We start from the raw sequence: 20,268 nt of genomic DNA, 5'->3' as shown, positions 1-20,268 counted from the left end.
CCAGGGACGTCAAGCGTCATCTCCTCGACCGCGCGAGGCGATCAAGCGGAGGCCGGTGATCAGGCGGCAGGGGCGTTCCGGCGGAGGCTGAGGATCTGGCGGCGGACCGGATCGGCTCGTGCCGGTGATCAAGCAGTTTCTCGGGCGAGGAGGCGGAGGGCGGTGAGGGCGTAGGTGCGGGCGGCGATGAGCAGTTCGGTGACGGCGACCGATTCGTCGGGGCGGTGGGCCTGGGTGGTGACCGAGCCGGGGCCGAGGACGACGACCGGTACGTCGAGGTCTCGGGCGACGAAGCCGCCGTCGCAGGCTGCCGTCCAGCCACCCAGGGGCAGTCCCGGACCGCCCGCGTCGGCGAGGGCGGCATCCGCGACCCGCACCAGCGAAGCCGAGGGAGCCGTTTCGAAGGCGGGCATTTCCATCGGCATCTCGAGGTCGAAGGTCAGGCCGCGCTCCGAGAGCCCGAGCCCTTCGACCCGGGTCCGGAGGTCGGCCAGTACGGCGTCCGGCGACTCGCCGGGAAGCAGCCGCCGGTCCGCGATCACCACACACTCGGCCGGAACGATCGAGCCGCCCGTGCCACCGTCGATCCGGCCGACGCTCCAGGTCGCCGGCCCGAGCAGGGGATGGGGCGAGGCAGCCAGTTCCTTGTGCAGGCGTTCGACCTCGGCGACGACCGCGACGGCGCCGTAGATCGCGTTCGCGCCGCCGTCCGGGTTGCCGGCGTGGCTGGCCCGACCGTGGATCTCGACCCGGAGATAGGAGTCGCCGCGGGCGCCGATGATGGTCTGGAGATCGGTCGGCTCGGCCGTGATGCACCCGAGGAACGATCGGCCGGCCGATTCGACGTACGACCGGATGCCCTTGCCGGTCTCCTCTTCGTCCACCAGCGCGGCCAGTTCGACCGGCCCCGACAACGAGACGCCGCGGAGAGCGGCCAGTGCGATGAGTGCCGCGGCGAGTCCGCCCTTCATGTCGGAGGCGCCGCGGCCGTAGAGCCGCCCGTCGACGAGTTCGCCACCGAACGGATCCCTGGTCCAGCCTTCACCGACGGGCACGACGTCGGTGTGCCCGAGCAGGAGTAGTCCAGGCCCGTCGCCGCCGGAAAGGACGACCGACACGTTGTCCCGGCCAGACTCGACCGGACTCGTCAGCACCTCCAGGCCGAGCTCCTCAGCGGCAGCACGCAGAGCCGCCGCGGTTGCCGCTTCGCCGCCCGGCGGATTCTGACCGGTTGCCCGGAGCAACGACTGCGCCGTACGGACGAGCAGCTCCTCGTCGATCCTGTCGAGGACGGCCTGCTCGGTGCGGGAGAGACTCACTGATTGCCCTTCGCGAAGAACTCGGTTGGTCCGGGGAGTCTGCAGCCTCCCCAGCACAAGCTAGCTCAGCTTCGTGTCAGCGTAGACAGCCATCGCGTCACGCTGGTACGCCGCCAGGCCGGCCGCGATCTGCTCGTAGACGCCGTGCCACTGCGGCTCGTCGACGTAGCTCTGCCCGAGCGCCTTGAACGCCGTCGCGTCGGGAGTCCAGAATCGCGCGACCCCTTGATAGTGGGTGTCGACCTCGGCCTGCACCGCCGCGTCGTCGACCGGCTTGCCGGCCACCATCAGCTCGGCCATCCGGACCAGCTGGTCGGTCAGTTCCTGCTGTATGCGCTGGTTGTCCGCCGGCGTGAGGCTGCTCACGAACTGCTGGGACTGGGCCCACTCCTGCGGCCAGCGCTGCTCGGCTTCCGCGTCGTGCTTGCCGGGGTCGAATCCCTCGAAGAGATTCTCCGGGCGGTTGATCTTCGGCATCTGGCTACCCTTCCGGTGCTGGAGTTCAGCGATGGTGCGGGCGACGGTGCCGACCAGGGTGTCGAGCCGATCGCGTTCGGCCAGCAGCCGGCGATGGTGGTCGCGGAGTGCTTCCACCTCGTCGGTCTGCCGATCGAGGACGTCGGCGATCGCGGGCAGGCCGAGGCCGAGCTCACGGAGTACGAGGATCTGCTGCAGCCGCAGGAGTTGCGGCTGCTCGTAGTAGCGGTAGCCGTTGCCGCCGATCGATGCCGGGGGCAACAAGCCGATCGCGTCGTAGTGCCGCAGGGTGCGGCTGGTGACGCCGGACATCCGCGCCACCTCGGCGATCGACCAGGCCATCTCCGTCGCTCCTTCGCTGCTGTGAGCCGGTCCTTCCGGCTCTGGTCCGACCGTAGAAGTTGCCGTTACGGCAAGGTCAACTCACAGGCCTTCGCGGAAGCCGGTGCGCCAGCTGGCGTAGCCGGGTTGCCAGTCGAAGGTGCGTTTGGCCAGCGAGTTGTCGGCGCCGCGGATCTCGGTGAAGGCGGCCGCTCCGAACTCGCCGACCGCCAGCCGGCCCAGCCAGGTGGGCACGTGACGGGGTGGTTTGGCGCCGAGGATCCGGGCGAACTCGGGAAGCCAGACCTTGGCGGCCGCCGGGTCGTCGTCGGCGATCTGGTAGATGCCGGTCGCCGTACTCTCGATCGCCTTCACCGTAGCGTCCGCGGCGTCGTCGTAGTGGATGAACGACCAGACCCCGCTGCCGTCGCCGATGAGCGGGAGCCTGCGCTTGCGGATCAGCTCGACCATCGAGCCGCCGGCGCCGATGTCGCCGGTCGGGCCGTAGAAGCTCGCGTACCGCAGCGCGACGCCTTCGATCCCGTCGAGCCCGGTGACGCGGGACTCCACGTAGCGCAACGCGGCCATCGTCTCGGCGGCACTCGATTCCGCAGCCAGTTCCAGCGGATCCTGCTCGGTCTTCGTCGCGGACCCACCGTGCTGGAGGTTCCAGCCGGCATAGCTCTGCGCGACGATCCGCCGTACGCCGGTGGCCTCGGCCGCGGCGATCAGGTTGTCCAGGCCCTTCGTGCGCAATTGGTTCGTCACCGCGAAGCTCTTGTCGAACCTCTTGAAGTCGATACCGCCCCGCAGCGCGGTCATCTGGTGCACGACCACCTCCGGCTCGGTCGCCGTCACCGCCGCCTTGACCGCGGCGGTGTCGAGCCCGTCCGCGATCACCACGCCGGCACCCTGCTCCCGGACCGAGGTCGCACTCGAGGCCGACCGGATCATCCCGGTCACCTCGTGCCCGGCCGCCACCAGCTTGGGTACCAAGGAACGTCCGAGTCCGCCCGTCGCACCCGCAACCAGAATCTTCATGTCTCGTCCTCCGTCGTCTCAAGCTGTACGACCCAAGGACACGGCGGCCCGGAGATTCGTGACTGTGACCCGCGTCACCGCGAGCGCAGGGTGAACCTCGCCGGGCCGAAGCCGACGTTGTTGAGGCCCTCGATCGTCATCGCCTCTCCGTCGGTGCGGCAGGTCATCGTCACCACGAACGGAGTCTCCAGGTAGCGGAAGGTCGCCACGAAGGCGTCGCCATCGGCGTACGCGCTGGTCACCAACCGGGCCGGCGGGTCGGTCAGCTCGTCCGTCAGCTCACGCCAGTCGCCAGGAGCGCAGACGACGTCCTGCTCGCCCTGGCCCTCGACCGCGAAGGTGAACGTTCCCGTGCCGTCGGCATCGAGGCGGACCGCCTTCAGCATCGCCTGGTTGGGCTCGAACCGGTAGGTCCGTCCGTTCCCGGTCGGCACCGCGCCCTTCGGCGGCACGATCTCCAGGCGTGGCGGTCGCTTGGTCCCGTCGCCGGTCGCGCCCTCGAACGCCGGCAGGAGATGCTCCCAGACGATGTCCAGGGTGGCCTGCATGTCCGGCGACGCGCTGGTGATGATCAGGCTCGCGTCCTGCTCGGGGAACACCACGCAGTACTGGCCGAAGGCTCCGTCGCCGCGGTACGTGTTGTGCCGGGCGCGCCAGAACTGGAAACCGTAGCCCTGCCGCCAGTCCACCTTGTCCTCGTTGTCGTTCGGCACCTGCCGGCTGGTGGCCGCGTCGATCCACTCGGCCGGGAGCAGTTGCCGGCCCTCCCACTCACCGCGCTGCAGGAGCAACTGTCCGAACTTCGCCAGTGACTCCGTGCTGAGGCTCAGCCCCCAGCCGCCGGTGTTGATGCCTTCGCGGGACACGTCCCAGATCGCCTCGGTGGCGCCGAGCGGCTCGAAAAGGCGCGGCCGGAGGTAGTCGAGCAGCCGCTCGCCGGTCACCTTCTGCAGGATCGCGGACAACATGTACGTCGCGCCGCTGTTGTAGACGAACAGCGTGCCCGGCTCTTCCTCCACCTCGAGACCGAGGAAGATCCGCACCATCCGGCGGTCCCGGCTCAGCCTCTCGACGGTGTCCTGGGAGTGTCCGGTCGTCATCGTGAGCAGGTGCCGGATCCGCATCGCGGCCAGGTTGTCGCTGACCGTCGCCGGCAGATCGTCCGCGTCGAAGAACGAGATCACCTGGTCGTCGAGCGACAGCTGACCCGCCTCGACGAGCAGCCCGATCGCCATCGACGTGAAGCTCTTCGACACCGAGAACAGCATGTGCCGATCGGCCCGCCGGTACGGCGCCCACTCCTCGGCCAGCACGACCTGACCGTGCCGGAGCAGCATCAGCGTCTGGATCTCCTGGTCGGACGCGTCCAGCGCGGCGACGAACGAGTCCAGCGCGGCGGTGGCTAGACCCTGGGCTTCTGGGGTACTCCATGGAAGGCTGCTCATTCCTCAGACGCTATCTCCCCGGACGGACAAACTCTTGCGAGCCGCAGTAATCCTGAACCCGGTCAAAGTGCCGGAAGACTTCCAGTCGACCGTCGACGCCGCCCTCACCAAGCACGACTTCGAGAACACGCTGTGGCTCGAGACGACCGAGGACGACGCCGGCGTCACCATGGCCCGCCGCGCGATCGACGAGACGGTCGACCTCGTCGTGATCGCCGGCGGCGACGGCACGGTCCGCGTGGTTTGTGGCGAACTGGCCCGGACGGCGATCCCGGTCGCCGTCCTGCCCACCGGCACCGGCAACCTGCTCGCCCGCAACCTGGGCATCTCGCTCGACCTCGACACCGCGCTGTCCGAAGTACTGGGCGGATCGGAGCGCCGGATCGACAGCGTGCAGGTCGAGGGTGACGAACTCGGCACCGACCGCTTCATGGTGATGGCCGGCCTCGGCCTGGACGCCGCGATCATCGCCGACGCCCCGGAGGACCTCAAGAAACACGTGGGCTGGGCGGCGTACATCGTCTCCACGCTGAAGAACCTCAACCACCCGTTCGTCAAGGTCGAGATCACCATCGACGAGCGACCGCCGATCACCCGCCGTGCCCGCACGGTTGTGATCGGCAACGTCGGCACGCTGCAGGCGAACATCCCACTGCTGCCCGACGCCCTCCCGGACGACAACCTGATCGACCTGGTCATCCTGGCGCCACGCCGGCTGACCCACTGGCCCCGCCTGGCGCTGAGCCTGGTGATCAAGTCGATCCAGGAAGGCCGCCACATCGAACGCTTCACCGGCCGCACCATCCAGCTCCGCACCACCCACCCCGTCCGCCGCGAACTCGACGGCGACGAAATCCCGGCCGGCACCACCCTCACCGCCACCGTAGACCCCCACGCCCTCGTCGTCCGAGTCCCTTAGTACTACGGACGCGCTTCGCGCCTCTCACGTCGGCCGCTCGAGGTCAGCTGACCGGGGAACTGCAGTACGAGCGCCTGGTCAGCTCGCTGGTCGGCGCAACGCGTGATGCCCCCGTCTCCGCGTCGTTGGTGACAGCAACGACGCGGAGACCGGTGGACGTTAGTGCTGGAGCAGCACCGCGACCGTGCGGGCGGGGATTGTTGCTGTGCCCGTCGCGGTGGTCCAGGTGGTTTGTTTGACGACGGAATCCGAGCCGGTTGCCTGGATGGGGGAGAGGGTGAAGGCGGTGCCGGTCAGGGATGGGAGTTGTTGGGTCACGGGTGACCCGGTGGTGTTGAAGATGACCAGGGCGCCATTCAACGACGGGTCGATGTCCGGGCCGGTGGTGTCGTCGATGTGCATGGTGACGACTCCGGGGACGGCTGCGGGGGTGCCGCTGAGGGGGAAGCTGACCTTCTGGTTGATGAGGTCCGCTGAGCCGAGGCGGAACAACGGGGTGGAGAAGCGCAGCTTGAGGAGGTCGGCGGCCGCGGCGGACGCCGTCGCCACGTCCGCGGCCGTCGGCTTGAGCGCCGGGTTGGCCAGGAGCGGCTTCATGAACGGCCACTTGGCTTCGTTGTCGGCCTTCGGCGGGAGGCCGTGGCCGAACCCGTTGTCGGCGCCCGTCCAGTCGAGGGTGTTGAACCAGTCGCCGGAGTTGTAGGAGTTGCGGTCGAGTGACTTGCTGCGGAGCAGGTCGGCGCCGGCGTGCCAGAACGACGGGGTCTGGGCAAGCGCAGTGGTTGCCAGCGACAACGTGTTCATCCGGACCCGGTCCGCCATCGGCAATCCAGCGGGCAGCTTGTACGTCAGCGAGTCCCACAGCGTTTCGTTGTCGTGGGCATCGACATAGCTGATCACCTCGTCCGGCTGATCCGCATAACCCGCAGGCGAGCCGTTGTAGTCGACCCCGTCACCCCGTACGACGGCGCCGCCGTCGGCCGAGTGGAACGTGAACGAGCGGAGGTTGCCCGCGAGCCCGAGCTGCACCAGGTCGGTGTCATGAGCGAGCCGCTTCGCCTGCTCGGCCGGCGTACCGTTCACGGCAGCACCGTTGGGGTCGCTCGCGGCGCCGGAGCCGAAACCCTGGACGCGCGGGTCGTCGTCGAACGGACCGCCACCGCGCACCGCGTCCCGCATCCGGTCCGAGAACGTGCCGATCCCGGTACCGCCGAGGTTGCCCTGGGAGGCCTGGACGAAGAGAGCGTTGTCCGCCACCTCACCGAAGTTCCAGCCCTCGCCGTACAGGTAGATCTTCTTGCCGTCGACACCGTCGTGCGCGAGGGTCAGCTTGTCCAGCGCGGAACGCACCTTGAGCAGATTCGCCTTGCTGTGGTGGCCCATCAGGTCGAACCGGAAGCCGTCGACTCGGTAGTTCTTCGCCCACGACACGGTCGAGTCGACCATGATCTTCTCGGCCATCGTGTGCTCGGTGGCGACGTTGCTGCAGCAGGTCGAGTTCTCCACTCCGCCGACAGCGTTCAGCCGCTGGTAGTAGCCGGGGACAACCTTGTCGAGCACCGACGTCGGAGCCTGCCCGGCGGCCGGGGTGTGGTTGTAGACCTGGTCCAGTACTACGCGCAGCCCCGACTTGTGCAGCCCACCGACCATCGTGCGGAACTCCGCAACTCGCGCCAGCCCGTCCCGGGCAGCCGCCGTCGCATAAGAACCCTCCGGCGCGAGCCAGTGGTACGGGTCGTAACCCCAGTTGAACCCGTCGGTGGCGGCGACAGCGGCGACACAGGCTTGCTGCTGCTCCGAGTCCGGCGGGTACGACTTGAGATCGCAGGCGGGATCCGAGTGAGCGCTCTCCGGGATGCTCGCGATGTCGAAGGTCGGCAACAGGTGCACGGTGTTGAGCCCGGCCGCGGCCAGCGCTCGCAGGTGCTTCGTGCCGTTGCCCTCGTCGGCAAAGGCGAGATAGGTGCCGCGATGCGCGGCCGGCACGGTCGGGTCACTGATCGAGAAGTCGCGCACGTGCAGCTCGTAGATCGTCGAGTCCACACCGCGAGCGAGCTTCGGCGACGGAGTCCTCGCCCAGAGGGCGGGCTTCCCCGCGGCGCTGTCGAGATCCACCGCCACGGAGTACGTCGAGTCGGTGGTGAGCGCCACGGAGTACGGATCCGTCACCACGTTGGTCTCCACCTTGGCCGTGGTCGGCGCGAAGACCTTGACCTCGAAACGGTAGAGAGCGCTCTCCCATGATCTCCGGCCGTCCACGGACCATGAGCCGTCCGAGTTCGCCTTCAGGGGAACGCGTTGCGAGCCGATGAGCAGGACGACGCTCTGCGCGGTCGGCGCCCACAAGGTGAACCGCGGCACCCCGCCGCGCCACGTCACGCCGTACGAGCGTCCGGCCGCCGACCCGGCGTACAGGTCATCCAGTACGCCGGGGATCTGTACCCCGGTCGCATCCAGCAACCGACCGGCATCGTCGTACTGCGCCAAGCCGAGCTGCCCCTTCAGCATCTTCGCGGCGTCGGCGTGATCCAACCGCAGCGCGGTGTACCCGGCCAGCTTGGGGAACTTCGCCAGTACCGCCGCCGGAAGACCGGCCGGATCAACGCGCAACCCGACAGACGAACCGCCGATGTCGTCAGCGTCGACGGCGAGCGAACCCGTCAGCGACCAGTGCAGCCGCCAGCGAGACCGCTCGGGATGCGCGACCGCCGGTACTGCGAGCAGGTCGCGCCCGACCCAGTACGCCTTGGCCTGCTTGAGATCGGGCTGCGCGCCCGGCTTCGACGAGGTGACGGTCAGCACGTGGGTCGCCAGCACGTACGAGAAGGTGACGACGAGGCCGTCGCCCGGAACGGTGATCGGGATGTTCGCGCCGTTCTTGACGCCGCCGGCTCCGTAGTTCTCGTCGAAGGACAGGTTGTGCGCGACCTTCGCCTCATAGCTGCCCGCTCCGATCTCGGTGGTCGACCAGGTGTAGGTACCGTCCCCGTCCTGGTCGGTCAGCCAGGGGCGCATGCAGTCCGGCGCCCAGTCGCCCGGGCACCCCAGCTCGGACTGGAACGAGCCCGGCACGGTGATGATTGGTCCCTCCGCGCTGGAGGTGACGAAGTGCCGACCGTGTTCGTAGTAGAACGTCATCGGCGTACCAGGAGCCGTGTAGGAGATGTTGGCGCCGTTCGAAGCACCACCGGCGCCGTAGTTCTCGTCCCACGACTTGTTGATCGCGGCCTTGTAGGCGTGCTCTCCGGCGGGCAGCGTGTAGGTGCCCTTCCACACCTTGTCCTTCGGGTCCAGGGTCAGCTGCGCCTGGCTGCAGTCGGGTTGCCAGTCGCCGGTGCAGCCCATCTCGCTGTTGTGGTCGCCCGGCACGCTGACGTTCGCCGGCTGGGTGACAGGTCCGGTACCACCGCCACCGCCGCCACCGGGTGCCGGTGCGTCACCGACGATCCCGTACGAGCCCGACACCGAGTAGTTGCCCGAGGCATCCCGCAGTACGGCCCTGTACTCGAGCAGGGTCCCCTTCGGCAGTCCGCTGACGTCGTGGAAGACCCGGTACGGCGCATTGTCGTCCGACCCGAGTCGCTGCCACGCCGTAGTACCGACTGGGCGGTAGCCGAACGTCACCGTCACTGGCGTGTTCTCCGGCACAGCAGCAGCGATCTCCGCTCGGCCACCGACGGACGCACCCGGCTCTGGCGAGCTCATGTAGACCGCTGGCGCTTTCGCCCGGTACGGCAGGGTCGTGGTGGCCCGGTAGACCGTCACGGACAGCGGTGCCTCGGTGAGCAGAGTGCGGCCTTCACGGTCGGTCTTCAGCGCAGTCGTGCCGCCATAGATCGGCTTGAACTTGCTGTCCTTCATGTACGTCGGAATGGTCGCCGACTTCGCAGTGGTCGCGTTGTTGGCCACCACGAGGTACTCCGTACGGTCCGCACCGAAGCGGCTGAAGGCGTACAGCCCGCCGGCGTTCGACGAGTAGCGGTGCACCTGAGTCCCGTCGGCCAGAGCCGGGTACTGCGCGCGCAACTTCTGCAGACCCGCGATGTGCTTGTACATCGGCGCATTGACGTCGAAGCGGTCCTTGCTGCCGATCGTGGTGGTCCCGGTACCGTCGACGACCTCGTCGTCGGTGTAGTCGGCCGTCTTGGTGGCGAACATGTCCTGCCGCGCGTCCTTGTCACCACCCGCACCGGTGAAGCCCTGCTCGTCGCCGTAGTAGATCACCGGCTGCCCGCGGGTCAGGAACATCAAGGAGTGCGCAAGCTTGTCGCGGGCGAGCAACTCCTGGCCGTTGACGCCGTTCTGCTTGAGGAACGTACCGACGCGGCCCATGTCGTGGTTGCCGAGGAACGTCGGCAGTTGGTACGCGTTGGAGTCTGCGTCGGTGTAGTAGTCATCGTTGGCGTAGAGATCGCGCAACTGCGTACTCGGTTTGCCCTCGGCGAAGGCGACCGCGTTCTGCTGGAAGCCGAAGTCGAGCGTCGCCTGCAGCGCGCCCTTGGTCGTGTACGTCGACATGAACTTCGGGTCGGCGTCGTAGACCTCACCGAACATGAAGAACTTCTTCGCGCCGCTCGTCTTCGCGGCGGCCAGGATCTTTGGCGAGAACTTCTGCCAGAACTCGATGTTCACGTGCTTGACGGTGTCGATCCGGAACCCGTCGATCCCGAACTCGGCCCAGCTCTTGTAGACGTCGATCATGCCGTCGCGGACCTTCGGCTGCTCGGTGAACAGGTCGTCCAGCCCGACGAAGTCGCCGTACTCGGCCGATTCGCCGGCGAAGGTCGAGTCGCCGCGGTTGTGGTAGAGCGTCGGGTCGTTCAGCCAGGCCGGCACCTTGACGGTCTCGTCGGCCGGCGTCCGGAAGACCGGAACGTTCGGGAAGCTCACGTTCTTGTCGAGGGGCGGGAACGTGTCGCCGCCCGCGTAGGCCTTGTCGTCGAAAACGTTGCCGTTGGCATCCTTGTACGGGCTGGTGGACTTGGGGATGTAGCCGTACTGCCCGGACTGGTAGTCGATCACGTCGGCGGTGTGGTTGGTGATGATGTCGAAGAAGACCTTCATCCCCTTGCCGTGCGCGAGCGTGATCAGCTTGCGCATGTCGGCGTTGGTGCCCAGATGCGGGTCGATCTGGGTGAAATCGGTGATCCAGTACCCGTGGTACCCGGCGCTCACGTTCGCGCCCGTGCCCTGCACCGGCCGGTTCTTGAACGACGGGGTCAGCCAGATGCTCGTCGTACCGAGGGACTTGATGTAGTCCAGCTTCTGCATCACACCGGCCAGGTCGCCACCGTGGTAGAAGCCCTTGTCGGTCGGGTCGAGCCCCGTACTGAGCCGGTCGCCGGTCAGGCCGCCGGCGTCGTTCGTCTTGTCACCGTTGGCGAACCGGTCCGCCATCAGGAAGTAGAACCGCTCCTTGGTGAGGTCCTTGCGCAGGCTCGGACTCGCCAGCGCCTTGTCGGCCGCCGTCAGCCCGCCGGCGAGGTCGACCGGCTTCACCGTGACCAGGTGGGTGGTGTCGTCGTAGCTGAGCTGCACCTTGGCCGGCCCCTCGAGCCGCAGCGGGATGTTCGCCCCGTTGAGCGTCCCGCCGGCGCCGTAGTTCTCGTCCCAGCTCCCGTTGACCGTGACCTTGTACTCGTACGCCCCGGCAGGCACGTCGAACACCCGCCCGTACTGCGTGCCGGTGGTCCCCTTGGTGAGTTCGCTCTCCGCACACGACGGTTGCCAGTCGCCCGGACAACCCAGCTCGCTCTGCAGCGACCCGGCGACGGTGATCACCCGATCCGCGACGACTTGAGCCGGCGCCGGTGTCGCCGTACCGAGGCCGAGCACGACCATCGCAGCCGCGGTCACCCCCGCTGTCAACCGATGGACGACAGACCTACTCATCACGGGACCCCTCCCCAAGACAGGACAATCTGCCCGGACGCTAACTCCGCCTTCCGCCGGGGGGAACGCCTCAAAGGTCGCGTTCAGGTAACGGCCGACGCGGGGTGGCCCAGCCGACCAGGGCGGGGAGGGTGGTTTCGATGGGGGTGGCGAGGACGGCGGTGGCCTCCTCGTCGTACGGGGTGGGGGTGGCGTTGAGGATGACGAGGGGGATGTCGGCTTGGAGCGCCAGGTCGCAGAGGCCGGCAGCTGGGTACACCTGGAGGGAGGTGCCGATGGCTAGGAAGAGGTCGGCGGACCGGGTGGCGGCGACGGCTGCCTCGAGGACGGATTGATCGAGGGACTGGCCGAAGGAGACCGTGGCTGATTTGAGGATGCCGCCGCAGAGCTCGCAGGCCGGATCCTCGTCGCCCGCGGTGAGCCGGGGGAGGACCTCGTCCATCGGCACCCGGCGAGCGCAACTCAGGCAGTCGACGAAGCGGACCGTGCCGTGCAATTCGTGCACCAGGCCGGAGGACGAGCCGGCCTTCTGGTGCAGCCCGTCGATGTTCTGCGTCGCGATCCCGGCCAGCCGGCCCTGTTGCTCCAACTGGACCAGGGCGAGATGACCCGGGTTCGGCTCGGCGGACCACATCGGCGCGGCGAGGCGGAACTTCCACGCCTCGATCCGGACCGCCCGCGAAGCGACGTACTCGTCGATGTCGAACATCACACTGGCCGCCGGATTCGTCGTCCACAGCCCCTGCGGCCCGCGGAAATCGGGGATCCCGGACGCGGTCGAGATGCCGGCCCCGGTCAGTACGGCGATCCGCTCGGCCTTCGCGACGAGTTCATCGGCAGTGGTCACGCCTCCGAAAGTACTGCCTTCCACTCGGGAGCCAGCACCGACATCACGATCGAGTTGAACCACTCGCCGTCCCAGCGCAGCGCGTCCCGGCGTACGCCTTCGACGACGAAACCTGCCTTCTCGTAGGCGCGCTGAGCGCGCGGATTGAAGGAATAGACGCCGAGTTCGATCCGGTGCAGCCCGAGGACCTCGATCCCGTACCCGACGATCAGCCGGGTCGCCTCGGTACCCAGTCCACGCCCCTGGCCGCCGGGCCCGATCAGGATCCGGAAGTTGCAGGACTCGTTGTCGGGGTCCCACTCGTTCAGGACGGCCTCGCCGACGGTCGCACCGGTCGCCTTGTCCACGATCGCCAGATCGAGCCGGTCGGTCTGATCCTTGCGGGTCCGCATCCACTGCCGAGCCTGCTCCTCGGTGATCTCGCCGTGGCTGCCGGTCAGCCGGCCCACCTCCGGGTCGTCCATCGCGGCTCTCAGAGCGTCGTAGTCGTCCTCGTCCAAGGGGCGCAGGATGACCAGGTCGCCAGTCAGCGTCGGCTTCACCGAGAAGTCAGTCACACACCGCAGTGTTCCAACGAATTCACAGCAGGTGCGAATGGATTTAGCTGAGGCGGCGTACGACGTACTGCTCGTTCTCGGCGGAGACCAACTCCTGCGAGCGCATCCGGCACCAGGCGGGGATGTCGGTGGCGGCGGCCGGGTCGTCGGCGAGGACCGTGATCGTGTCGCCGATCGCCACCTCGGAGATGGTCTGGGCGAGTTTGATCACGGGGAGTGGGCAGAGCATGCCGCGGCAGTCGAGCGTCACATCCCGACCTCCGCCCGGATCCGCCGGACGAGGCCCGGCAGGACCGACGCGAAGCGGTCCACCTCGTCGTGTGTGCTGGTGCGGCCGAGCGAGACCCGGATGTTGCCGTGCGTGAGCACTCCCATCGCGGCCAGCACGTGCGAGGGGCGCAGCGTGCTCGAAGTACAGGCTGAGCCGCTCGACACGGCGAAGCCTTCAGCGTCGAGCGCGGTCACCAGCGCCTCGCCGTCGACGTACAGGCAGGAGAAGGTCAGTACGTGGGGGAGCCGGTCGTCGGGGTCGCCGACCACCTCCACGTCGGCGATGTCGCTCGCGATCCGCTGCCGCAGCTCGTCGATCCAGGTGCGGTGCTGCTTGTCGAGCTCGTCGGCCTCGGCCAGCCGGGCCTGCAGGGCAGCAGCGGCCGCCAAGATGGCAGGGACGTTGGGATGCCCAGGGGACAGCCCGTCCTCCCTCTCATCCACAGGCCAGGCCGGCGCGAGTCGCGTGCCCTTCCGTACTGCGAGCAGCCCGACCCCCGCCGGTCCACCCCACTTGTGCGCACTGGCCGCCAACGCCGACCACCCGGCCGGTACTGCGTCGTGCCCGAGTGAGGCGGCTCCGTCGACGAACAAGGGCACACCGGCTTCGGCGCAGACCTCGGCTGCCCAACTGATCGGCTGACGTGTCCCGACCTCGTGGTTCGCCGACTGCAGCGCGGCAACAGCCACGCCGGGCTTGGTCACCTCGGCAGTGAAGGCGTCCCGATCAATCCGGCCGAGCGGATCCACGCCCACCTCCACCGCAGTACCGGCAGCCGCAGCAGCATGCAGTACTGCCGAATGCTCGACGGCCGAGTGCACGATGGTGGAGCCAATCCGGCGCCTGGCGGCAGCCACAGCGGCCAGGCCGGCGTGGATCGCGGCGGTGCCCGACGTGGTCAGGTAGAGCTCGTCCGGGCGCACGCCGACACCCTCAGCGAGCACTGCGCGGGCGTTGTCCAGCAGCAGCCTCGCGGTCCGTCCTTCGTGGTGCAGCCGGGCCGGATCCGCCCAGCCGGAATCCACTGCCGACAGCAACATCTCCCGGGCTGCCGGATGCAGTGGTTCGGACGACGCGGCATCTAAATACGCACGCTGGATCCCAGGCTCGGTCACGGGGGAAACGCTAGAGCATGTCTGCCCACCCACTGCAGTCGCGAGCAGGTGCTCGGTGGAGTGGCTCGGTGTGCTGGAGGAGTGCCCTCGATGCCCAGCATCGTGGGCACTTCGCCAATGCGGCGAGACGCCCACCGAGTGCCGCGCAGCACGCAGTGGGTGGGCAGACATGCTCTAGCCCTACCTATGCGCAGAACGGTCAGAGGTGTCCAGTAGTGTTCTGTCGTCAGTCTCACCTGGGAAGGGAAAGGCGCCCCGTGGGTTCGAACGGCACGCCCGGAGTCGAGCGCGCAGCTGGTCTGGAGAAGACCGCGGCCGCCGCACGTCCGGCGAAGCGACGCTTGCTGGTTCCGGCGGCGGTAGTGGTCGGCACGTTGCTGCTGACCGGCTGCTCGTCGCAGACCAACGAGCAGTGGAAGCGACTCGGCCTGCCCGAGGGCGCTTCGGACCGGACCGAGGCGATGAAGAGCCTCTGGATCGGCGCCTGGATCGCCGCCCTCATCATCGGTGTGATGGTGTGGGGCCTGATCCTCTTTGCGGTCGTCCGCTATCGCAAGCGCAACGAAGACGCGCCCCGGCAGACGCGGTACAACCTGCCGCTCGAGGTGCTGTACACGCTGGCCCCGTTCGCCATCATCGGCGTGCTGTTCTTCTACACCGTCGAGCACGGCAACGAGATCACGAAGATGAGCGACAACCCGTCGCACACCATCAACGTGGTCGGCCAGCAGTGGCAGTGGACCTTCAACTACAAGGACACCGTCGACGGGCAGGAGGGCGTCTGGGAGACCGGCACGCTCGACAAGCCGGCCGAGCTGTGGCTGCCGCAGGGCGAGTCGGTGCACTTCGACCTGACCTCGCCGGACGTCATCCACTCCTTCTGGGTGCCTTCGTTCTACTTCAAGCTGGACGTCATCCCGGGCCGCACCAACAAGCTCGAGCTGACCCCGACCAAGACCGGCACCTTCGCGGGCAAGTGCGCGGAGCTGTGCGGTCTCTACCACAGCCGGATGGTGTTCACCGTCAAGGTGGTCACGCCCGATGAGTACAAGGCGCATTTGGAGGACCTGGCCCGCCGCGGCCAGACCGGCGCCGCGACCGGTGGCCAGGATGCGACCACCATTCCGGGCCACCCGGGCAAGGAGGGCGAGAAGTGACCGACTTCGCCGAGCGCACAGGCGGCATCGCGGCGAGTGCGGTCCTGCCGCGCCGACGGACCAAGGGCCAGATCGCGGTCAAGTGGCTGACCACCACCGACCACAAGCTGATCGGCCACCTGTACCTGATCACCTCGTTCATCTTCTTCCTGATCGGCGGCGTGATGGCGCTGCTGATCCGCGCCGAGCTGGCCAAGCCGGGGCTGCAGATCGTGAACGAAGAGGTCTACAACCAGCTCTTCACCATGCACGGCACGATCATGCTGCTGCTGTTCGCGACGCCGCTGTTCGTCGGCTTCGCGAACGTGATCATGCCGGTCCAGATCGGCGCCCCCGACGTCGCCTTCCCGCGGCTCAACATGTTCAGCTTCTGGTTGTTCCTGTTCGGCGGTCTGATCACGCTGTCGGGCTTCTTCACTCCCGGTGGCGCGGCCGACTTCGGCTGGTTCGCCTACGCCCCGCTGTCGAACGCGGTTCGCTCGCCGGGTATCGGCGGTGACCTGTGGATCATGGGTCTGTGGATGGCCGGTCTGGGCACGATCCTGGGTGCGGTCAACTTCGTCACCACCGTGATCACGATGCGCGCGCCCGGTATGACGATGTTCCGGATGCCGATCTTCACCTGGAACATCCTGGTGACGTCGATCCTCGTGCTGATCGCGTTCCCGATCCTGGCCGGTGCGCTGCTGATGCTGGAGGCGGATCGAGCCTTGGGGGCTCACGTCTTCGACGCGGCCAACGGCGGGCCACTGCTGTGGCAGCACCTGTTCTGGTTCTTCGGGCACCCCGAGGTGTACATCATCGCGCTGCCGTTCTTCGGCATCATCACCGAGATCCTGCCGGTGTTCAGCCGCAAGCCCGTCTTCGGCTACATCGGCCTGGTCGGCGCGACGCTGTGGATCGCGGTCCTCTCGGTGGCGGTGTGGGCGCACCACATGTTCGTCACCGGCGCGGTGAACCTGCCGTTCTTCTCGTTCATGACGTTCCTGATCGCGGTCCCGACCGGGGTGAAGTTCTTCAACTGGATCGGCACGATGTGGGGCGGGTCGGTGTCGTTCGACACCCCGATGCTGTGGTCGATCGGCTTCCTGACGACCTTCCTCTTCGGCGGCCTGACCGGCGTCATCCTGGCCTCACCGGCCCTGGACTACCAGCTGTCCGACTCGTACTTCGTGGTCGCGCACTTCCACTACGTGGTGTTCGGCACGGTGGTGTTCGCGATGTTCGCGGGCTTCTACTTCTGGTGGCCCAAGATGACCGGCCGGATGCTGGACGAGAAGCTCGGCAAGCTGCACTTCTGGCTGCTGTTCATCGGCTTCCACACGACGTTCCTGGTGCAGCACTGGCTCGGCGTCGAGGGCATGCCGCGGCGCTACGCGTCGTACGGCGCCAATGAAGGCTTCACCACGCTGAACGAGGTGTCCAGCGTCGGTGCCTTCATCCTGGGCCTGTCGATGCTGCCGTTCTTCTACAACGTCTACAAGTCGCGGAAGGCGCCGCTGGTCGGTGTCGACGACCCGTGGGGCTGGGGCCGCTCGCTGGAGTGGGCGACCAGTTCGCCGCCGCCGCGGCACAACTTCCTGCAGTTGCCGCGGATCCGGTCCGAGAGCCCCGCTTTCGACCTGCACCACCCGGAGATCGCAATGGCGGAGTACGGCGACTCCGGCGCACCGCGCGACAACCTGCTCGACGCCGGCGAGGACCAGGGCCGCGTCGAGAACCTTGAACGCAACATCAGCGCCGGTACCGGCGTGGACGGGGAGGGCAAGGCATGAAGGCTGAGGCCTGGGTCTTCGGCATCCTGACGGTGTTCGTCCTCATCGTCACGCCGATCTACTGGCTCATGTCGGAGGACCCGACCGGCACCACCGCCTTGGTGATGACGTTCTTCCTCTCCCTGCTGGTGGCGTTCTACCTCAGCGTGACCGGGCGCCGGATGGACGCCCGGCCGGAGGACCGCAAGGAAGCCGAGATCGTGGAAGGCGCCGGCGAGCTCGGCTTCTTCCCGCCGTACTCGTGGTGGCCCCTGTGGTGCGCCGGCACGCTGGCGGTCGTCGTCCTCGGCATCGTGTTCGGCTGGTGGCTGTTCATCGTCGGCTGCGGTTTCGGCATCGTCACGCTGTCGGGCTTCATCTTCGAGTACTACCGCGGCGACCACGCTCACTGAGCGTCCCGCCGGCGAGCCGGCCGCGGCAATTTCATAGAAAACCGAACCAAACCGTTCTGCACAACGTCACCAGTACAGCGGGCCGTGGGGGCCTCGCCGTGCTGGTGACGTGCAGTGCGTGGGTAGGACCGCTGGGCAAGCTACCCTTGCCCGGCGGGAATTTCGTTGACAGGGGAGTTCAGGGTGCTGAGTAGTACGGTGCGGAAACACGGCTTGGCCGTGGCTGGGGTATGCATGATGCTGCTGATCGGCACGGCTTGCAGCGACACCAAGTCGGCTGATTCGCCGCCCGCCGGCTCGCAGAGCAGCTCCACGCCCGGCGCCTCGACTACTCCCGGTGACGACAGCAGCAAGCCCGCCGACGACCCGGCCGCCGCGAACATCAAGATCGTCCCGGCGAAGGGCGCTTCCGCGGTACGGCCGGACAAGCCTGTCACCGTCACCACCACGGCCGGCACCATCCAGGACGTCACCCTCAAGGACGACGACGGCGACAAGGTCTCCGGCACCCTCAACTCCGAGAAGTCCCAGTGGACGTCCGCGGAAGGCCTCAAGCCCGGCGCGACGTACACCGTGTCCGGGACGGCGCAGGGTACCGACGGCAAGAGCATCGAGATCGACTCCACCTTCACCACGCTGTCCGCGGGCAGCAGCCTGAAGGCCTCGGTCGCCCCGCTGAACGGTGAGACCGTCGGCGTCGCGATGCCGATCCAGATCTTCTGGAACCGCTCGGTCACCGACAAGGCCGCCGTCGAGAAGCGCCTCAAGGTGACCACGTCGGTCCCGGTCGAGGGCACTTGGCACTGGATGAACGCCAAGCAGGTGAACTACCGCCCGAAGGCCTACTGGCCGGCCGGCACCAAGGTCACCGTCGACATCAACACCCGGGGCGTCAACGCCGGCGGCGACGTCTGGGGCGCCTCGAGCCGCAAGATCAGCTTCACCATCGGCCGGTCGGTCGTCTCCCACGTGGACGTCGCGAAGCACGTGATGACGGTTGCCATCGGCGGCAAGCTCGCCCGGACGATCCCGATCACGGCCGGCAAGGACGGCTTCACCACCCGCTCCGGGGTCAAGGTCATCATGGAGAAGTTCAAGACGAAGCGGATGGACGCGGCCACCATCGGTATCAAGCCGGGTGACCCGAACTACTACAACATCAGCAATGTCCAGTGGGCCCAGCGAGTCACCAGCTCCGGCGAGTTCATCCACGGCGCTCCGTGGTCGTCCGGCAGCCAGGGGAGCGCCAACGTCAGCCACGGCTGCGTCGGCATGAGCCTCAAGGACGCCCAGTGGTTCTTCGGCCAGACCCTCCGCGGCGACCCCGTCGTCGTCACCGGTACGTCCCGGCACATGGAGACCGGCAACGGCTGGACCGACTGGAACCAGTCCTACAGCTCCTACAAGGCCGGCTCCGCCCTCGCCTGACGCTCGTCACCCCATCACCCCGAGACCTGTCCGGTCTCGGGGTGATCGTGGTTCCCGGGTCCTCCTCGGCCGTTCGGTCGGGTAGGCTGAGGCCTCCTTGTGAATGCAATCACAAACCGGAGGAGCTGCAGGATGGCGGCTGTACGGCGGTGGTTGGACCGGATGCCCGAGACCTGGGTCCCGCCCACGGCGGCTGATCTTTCGAGCCCCTATCGCTTCCTCTTCTGGCTGACCAGGTCGCAGTCGAGGCGTGTCGCGGTAGGTGCGGCGTTGGGCACCTGCTGGACGGTCGGCCTCGCAGTACCGCCGTGGGTGCTGTCTCGTGCGGTGGACGAGGGACTCGTCGCGCGCGATACGACCGCTCTCGTCGCCTGGGTTCTGGTACTGCTCCTGGTCAGCGTGCTCAACGCGCTGCTAGGGATCAGCCGGCATCGCACGATGACCAAGATCCGAATGGACGCGTCCTTTCGGACGGTGCGGGCGACGGTCTGGCACACAGCCCGCCTGGGTGCATCCCTGGCGCGGCGGGTCAGCGCCGGCGAGGTGGTCACCGTCGGCATCGCTGACGCCCAGACCGTCGCGCAAGCGTTGACCGTGACGGGTCCTGGCGTCGGCGCGGTGGTTGCGTACGCCGTCGTCGCCGTCGTGCTGTTCACCATTTCGCCGCTGCTGGCCGCAGTGGTCCTCGCCGGCGTACCACTGCTCGCTGTCACTGTCGGCCCGTTCCTGCGACGCATCGAGCACACCGGCACGGCGTACAGGTTCCAGCAAGGGCACCTGACGACACGACTGGTCGACGTACTGGCCGGGCTCCGCGTGCTCAACGGACTGGGTGGGAAGACGTTCGTGGCGGAACGGTACGAACGGCAGTCGCAGGGACTGGTGGGTCGCGGCTACCGTGTCGCCGGACCGTCGAGCTGGGTGGGTGCCTTGTCCACCGGGTTGCCGGCGCTCTTCCTGGCCGCGGTCGTCTGGTTGTCGGCGAGGATGGCTGCTGCGGGCGACATCAGCATCGGCGACCTCGTCGCGGTTTACGGCTACGTGGCTGTGCTCGCCGTACCGGTGGCGTTCTTCATCGAGGGCAGCGGTGACATCGCTCGTGCCCGGGTCGCCGGTCAGCGAATCATCGATCTCCTCAACCTGCCGGTACCGCGTCACAACGACCACGATCCGGTGCCGCTCCCGCCTGGCTGTGGCCCGCTGGCCGACCCAGCCTCCGGCGTGATCATCCGTCCCGGCACCTTCACCGCGCTGGTAGCTGCCCAGCCGGCCGAGGCGGTCGCGGCGATCGAGAGGTCGGGCACCTGAGCAT

Annotated in this window: 15 protein-coding genes; 6 read left to right on the top strand and 9 right to left on the bottom strand. The window is 67.7% G+C overall.

The genetic code is table 11. The features are described 5' to 3' along the window. Positions 1-128: 128 nt before the first annotated feature. From EV138_RS02925 to EV138_RS02910, 4 genes are all read right to left on the bottom strand, one after another. Positions 129-1,319, bottom strand: a complete 1,191-nt coding sequence (locus EV138_RS02925; RefSeq protein ID WP_133976907.1) for a M20/M25/M40 family metallo-hydrolase — start codon at positions 1,317-1,319, stop codon at positions 129-131. Between the two features lie 60 nt (positions 1,320-1,379). After that, positions 1,380-2,138 (bottom strand): MerR family transcriptional regulator, encoded by a 759-nt coding sequence (locus EV138_RS02920; RefSeq protein WP_133976906.1) that lies wholly within the window; start codon positions 2,136-2,138, stop codon positions 1,380-1,382. 81 nt (positions 2,139-2,219) lie between these two features. After that, entirely contained in the window at positions 2,220-3,158 is a 939-nt protein-coding gene (locus EV138_RS02915) for an NAD-dependent epimerase/dehydratase family protein (RefSeq protein WP_133976905.1), read from the bottom strand. Between the two features lie 74 nt (positions 3,159-3,232). After that, positions 3,233-4,603 carry a serine hydrolase domain-containing protein gene (locus EV138_RS02910; RefSeq protein ID WP_133976904.1) on the bottom strand — a complete coding sequence of 457 codons (1,371 nt, stop codon included), beginning with the start codon at positions 4,601-4,603 and terminating at the stop codon, positions 3,233-3,235. 34 nt (positions 4,604-4,637) lie between these two features. On the opposite strand from EV138_RS02910, the gene EV138_RS02905 reads away from it, so the two are divergent. Next, complete coding sequence (locus EV138_RS02905; protein WP_238157927.1) at positions 4,638-5,522, top strand: diacylglycerol/lipid kinase family protein; 885 nt, start codon at positions 4,638-4,640, stop codon at positions 5,520-5,522. A gap of 159 nt (positions 5,523-5,681) precedes the next feature. On the opposite strand, the gene pulA is transcribed toward EV138_RS02905, so the two are convergent. The 5 genes from pulA to EV138_RS02880 form a co-directional block, all read right to left on the bottom strand. Continuing rightward, a complete protein-coding gene (gene pulA / locus EV138_RS02900) occupies positions 5,682-11,414 on the bottom strand; it encodes a pullulanase-type alpha-1,6-glucosidase (RefSeq protein ID WP_133976903.1) in 5,733 nt (1,910 codons plus the stop codon). A gap of 70 nt (positions 11,415-11,484) precedes the next feature. Beyond that, positions 11,485-12,261 (bottom strand): SIR2 family NAD-dependent protein deacylase, encoded by a 777-nt coding sequence (locus EV138_RS02895; protein WP_133976902.1) that lies wholly within the window; start codon positions 12,259-12,261, stop codon positions 11,485-11,487. Beyond that, positions 12,258-12,818 (bottom strand): GNAT family N-acetyltransferase, encoded by a 561-nt coding sequence (locus EV138_RS02890; protein ID WP_133976901.1) that lies wholly within the window; start codon positions 12,816-12,818, stop codon positions 12,258-12,260. The genes EV138_RS02895 and EV138_RS02890 overlap by 4 nt, the downstream gene beginning before the upstream one ends. Before the next feature lie 43 nt (positions 12,819-12,861). Next, a complete protein-coding gene (locus tag EV138_RS02885; RefSeq protein ID WP_133976900.1) occupies positions 12,862-13,068 on the bottom strand; it encodes a sulfurtransferase TusA family protein in 207 nt (68 codons plus the stop codon). Then, positions 13,065-14,204 carry a cysteine desulfurase family protein gene (locus tag EV138_RS02880; protein ID WP_238157926.1) on the bottom strand — a complete coding sequence of 380 codons (1,140 nt, stop codon included), beginning with the start codon at positions 14,202-14,204 and terminating at the stop codon, positions 13,065-13,067. The genes EV138_RS02885 and EV138_RS02880 overlap by 4 nt, the downstream gene beginning before the upstream one ends. 257 nt (positions 14,205-14,461) lie before the next feature. Here EV138_RS02880 and ctaC point away from each other — a divergent pair, with 257 nt between their 5' ends. The 5 genes from ctaC (at position 14,462) to EV138_RS37555 (ending at position 20,264) form a co-directional block, all read left to right on the top strand. Next, the gene (ctaC, locus tag EV138_RS02875; protein WP_133976899.1) at positions 14,462-15,361 is read left to right on the top strand and encodes an aa3-type cytochrome oxidase subunit II; all 900 of its coding nucleotides are present in this window, start codon (positions 14,462-14,464) and stop codon (positions 15,359-15,361) included. Further along, a complete protein-coding gene (gene ctaD / locus EV138_RS02870; RefSeq protein WP_133976898.1) occupies positions 15,358-17,136 on the top strand; it encodes an aa3-type cytochrome oxidase subunit I in 1,779 nt (592 codons plus the stop codon). Before ctaC ends, ctaD begins: the two co-directional genes overlap by 4 nt. Next, positions 17,133-17,528 carry a cytochrome c oxidase subunit 4 gene (locus EV138_RS02865; protein WP_133976897.1) on the top strand — a complete coding sequence of 132 codons (396 nt, stop codon included), beginning with the start codon at positions 17,133-17,135 and terminating at the stop codon, positions 17,526-17,528. Before ctaD ends, EV138_RS02865 begins: the two co-directional genes overlap by 4 nt. A gap of 234 nt (positions 17,529-17,762) precedes the next feature. Next, a complete protein-coding gene (locus EV138_RS02860) occupies positions 17,763-18,956 on the top strand; it encodes a L,D-transpeptidase (protein WP_238157925.1) in 1,194 nt (397 codons plus the stop codon). Positions 18,957-19,088: 132 nt separating this feature from the next. After that, the gene (locus tag EV138_RS37555) at positions 19,089-20,264 is read left to right on the top strand and encodes an ABC transporter transmembrane domain-containing protein (RefSeq protein ID WP_202866603.1); all 1,176 of its coding nucleotides are present in this window, start codon (positions 19,089-19,091) and stop codon (positions 20,262-20,264) included. Positions 20,265-20,268: the final 4 nt, after the last annotated feature.

Source organism: Kribbella voronezhensis (assembly GCF_004365175.1).
GTDB classification, from domain to species: domain Bacteria; phylum Actinomycetota; class Actinomycetes; order Propionibacteriales; family Kribbellaceae; genus Kribbella; species Kribbella voronezhensis.
The sequence above is the reverse complement of the archived record's forward strand: the minus strand, read 5'-3'. Positions and strand labels throughout refer to the sequence as shown.

Bases quoted from the DNA above. Each gene is read 5' to 3' on its own strand.
- EV138_RS02860 (WP_238157925.1), top strand. From the start codon at position 17,763: ATGATGCTGCTGATCGGCACGGCTTGCAGCGACACCAAGTCGGCTGAT.
- EV138_RS37555 (WP_202866603.1), top strand. From the start codon at position 19,089: ATGGCGGCTGTACGGCGGTGGTTGGACCGGATGCCCGAGACCTGGGTC.
- pulA (WP_133976903.1), bottom strand. From the start codon at position 11,414: ATGAGTAGGTCTGTCGTCCATCGGTTGACAGCGGGGGTGACCGCGGCT.
- EV138_RS02920 (WP_133976906.1), bottom strand. From the start codon at position 2,138: ATGGCCTGGTCGATCGCCGAGGTGGCGCGGATGTCCGGCGTCACCAGC.
- EV138_RS02865 (WP_133976897.1), top strand. From the start codon at position 17,133: ATGAAGGCTGAGGCCTGGGTCTTCGGCATCCTGACGGTGTTCGTCCTC.
- EV138_RS02910 (WP_133976904.1), bottom strand. From the start codon at position 4,603: ATGAGCAGCCTTCCATGGAGTACCCCAGAAGCCCAGGGTCTAGCCACC.
- EV138_RS02915 (WP_133976905.1), bottom strand. From the start codon at position 3,158: ATGAAGATTCTGGTTGCGGGTGCGACGGGCGGACTCGGACGTTCCTTG.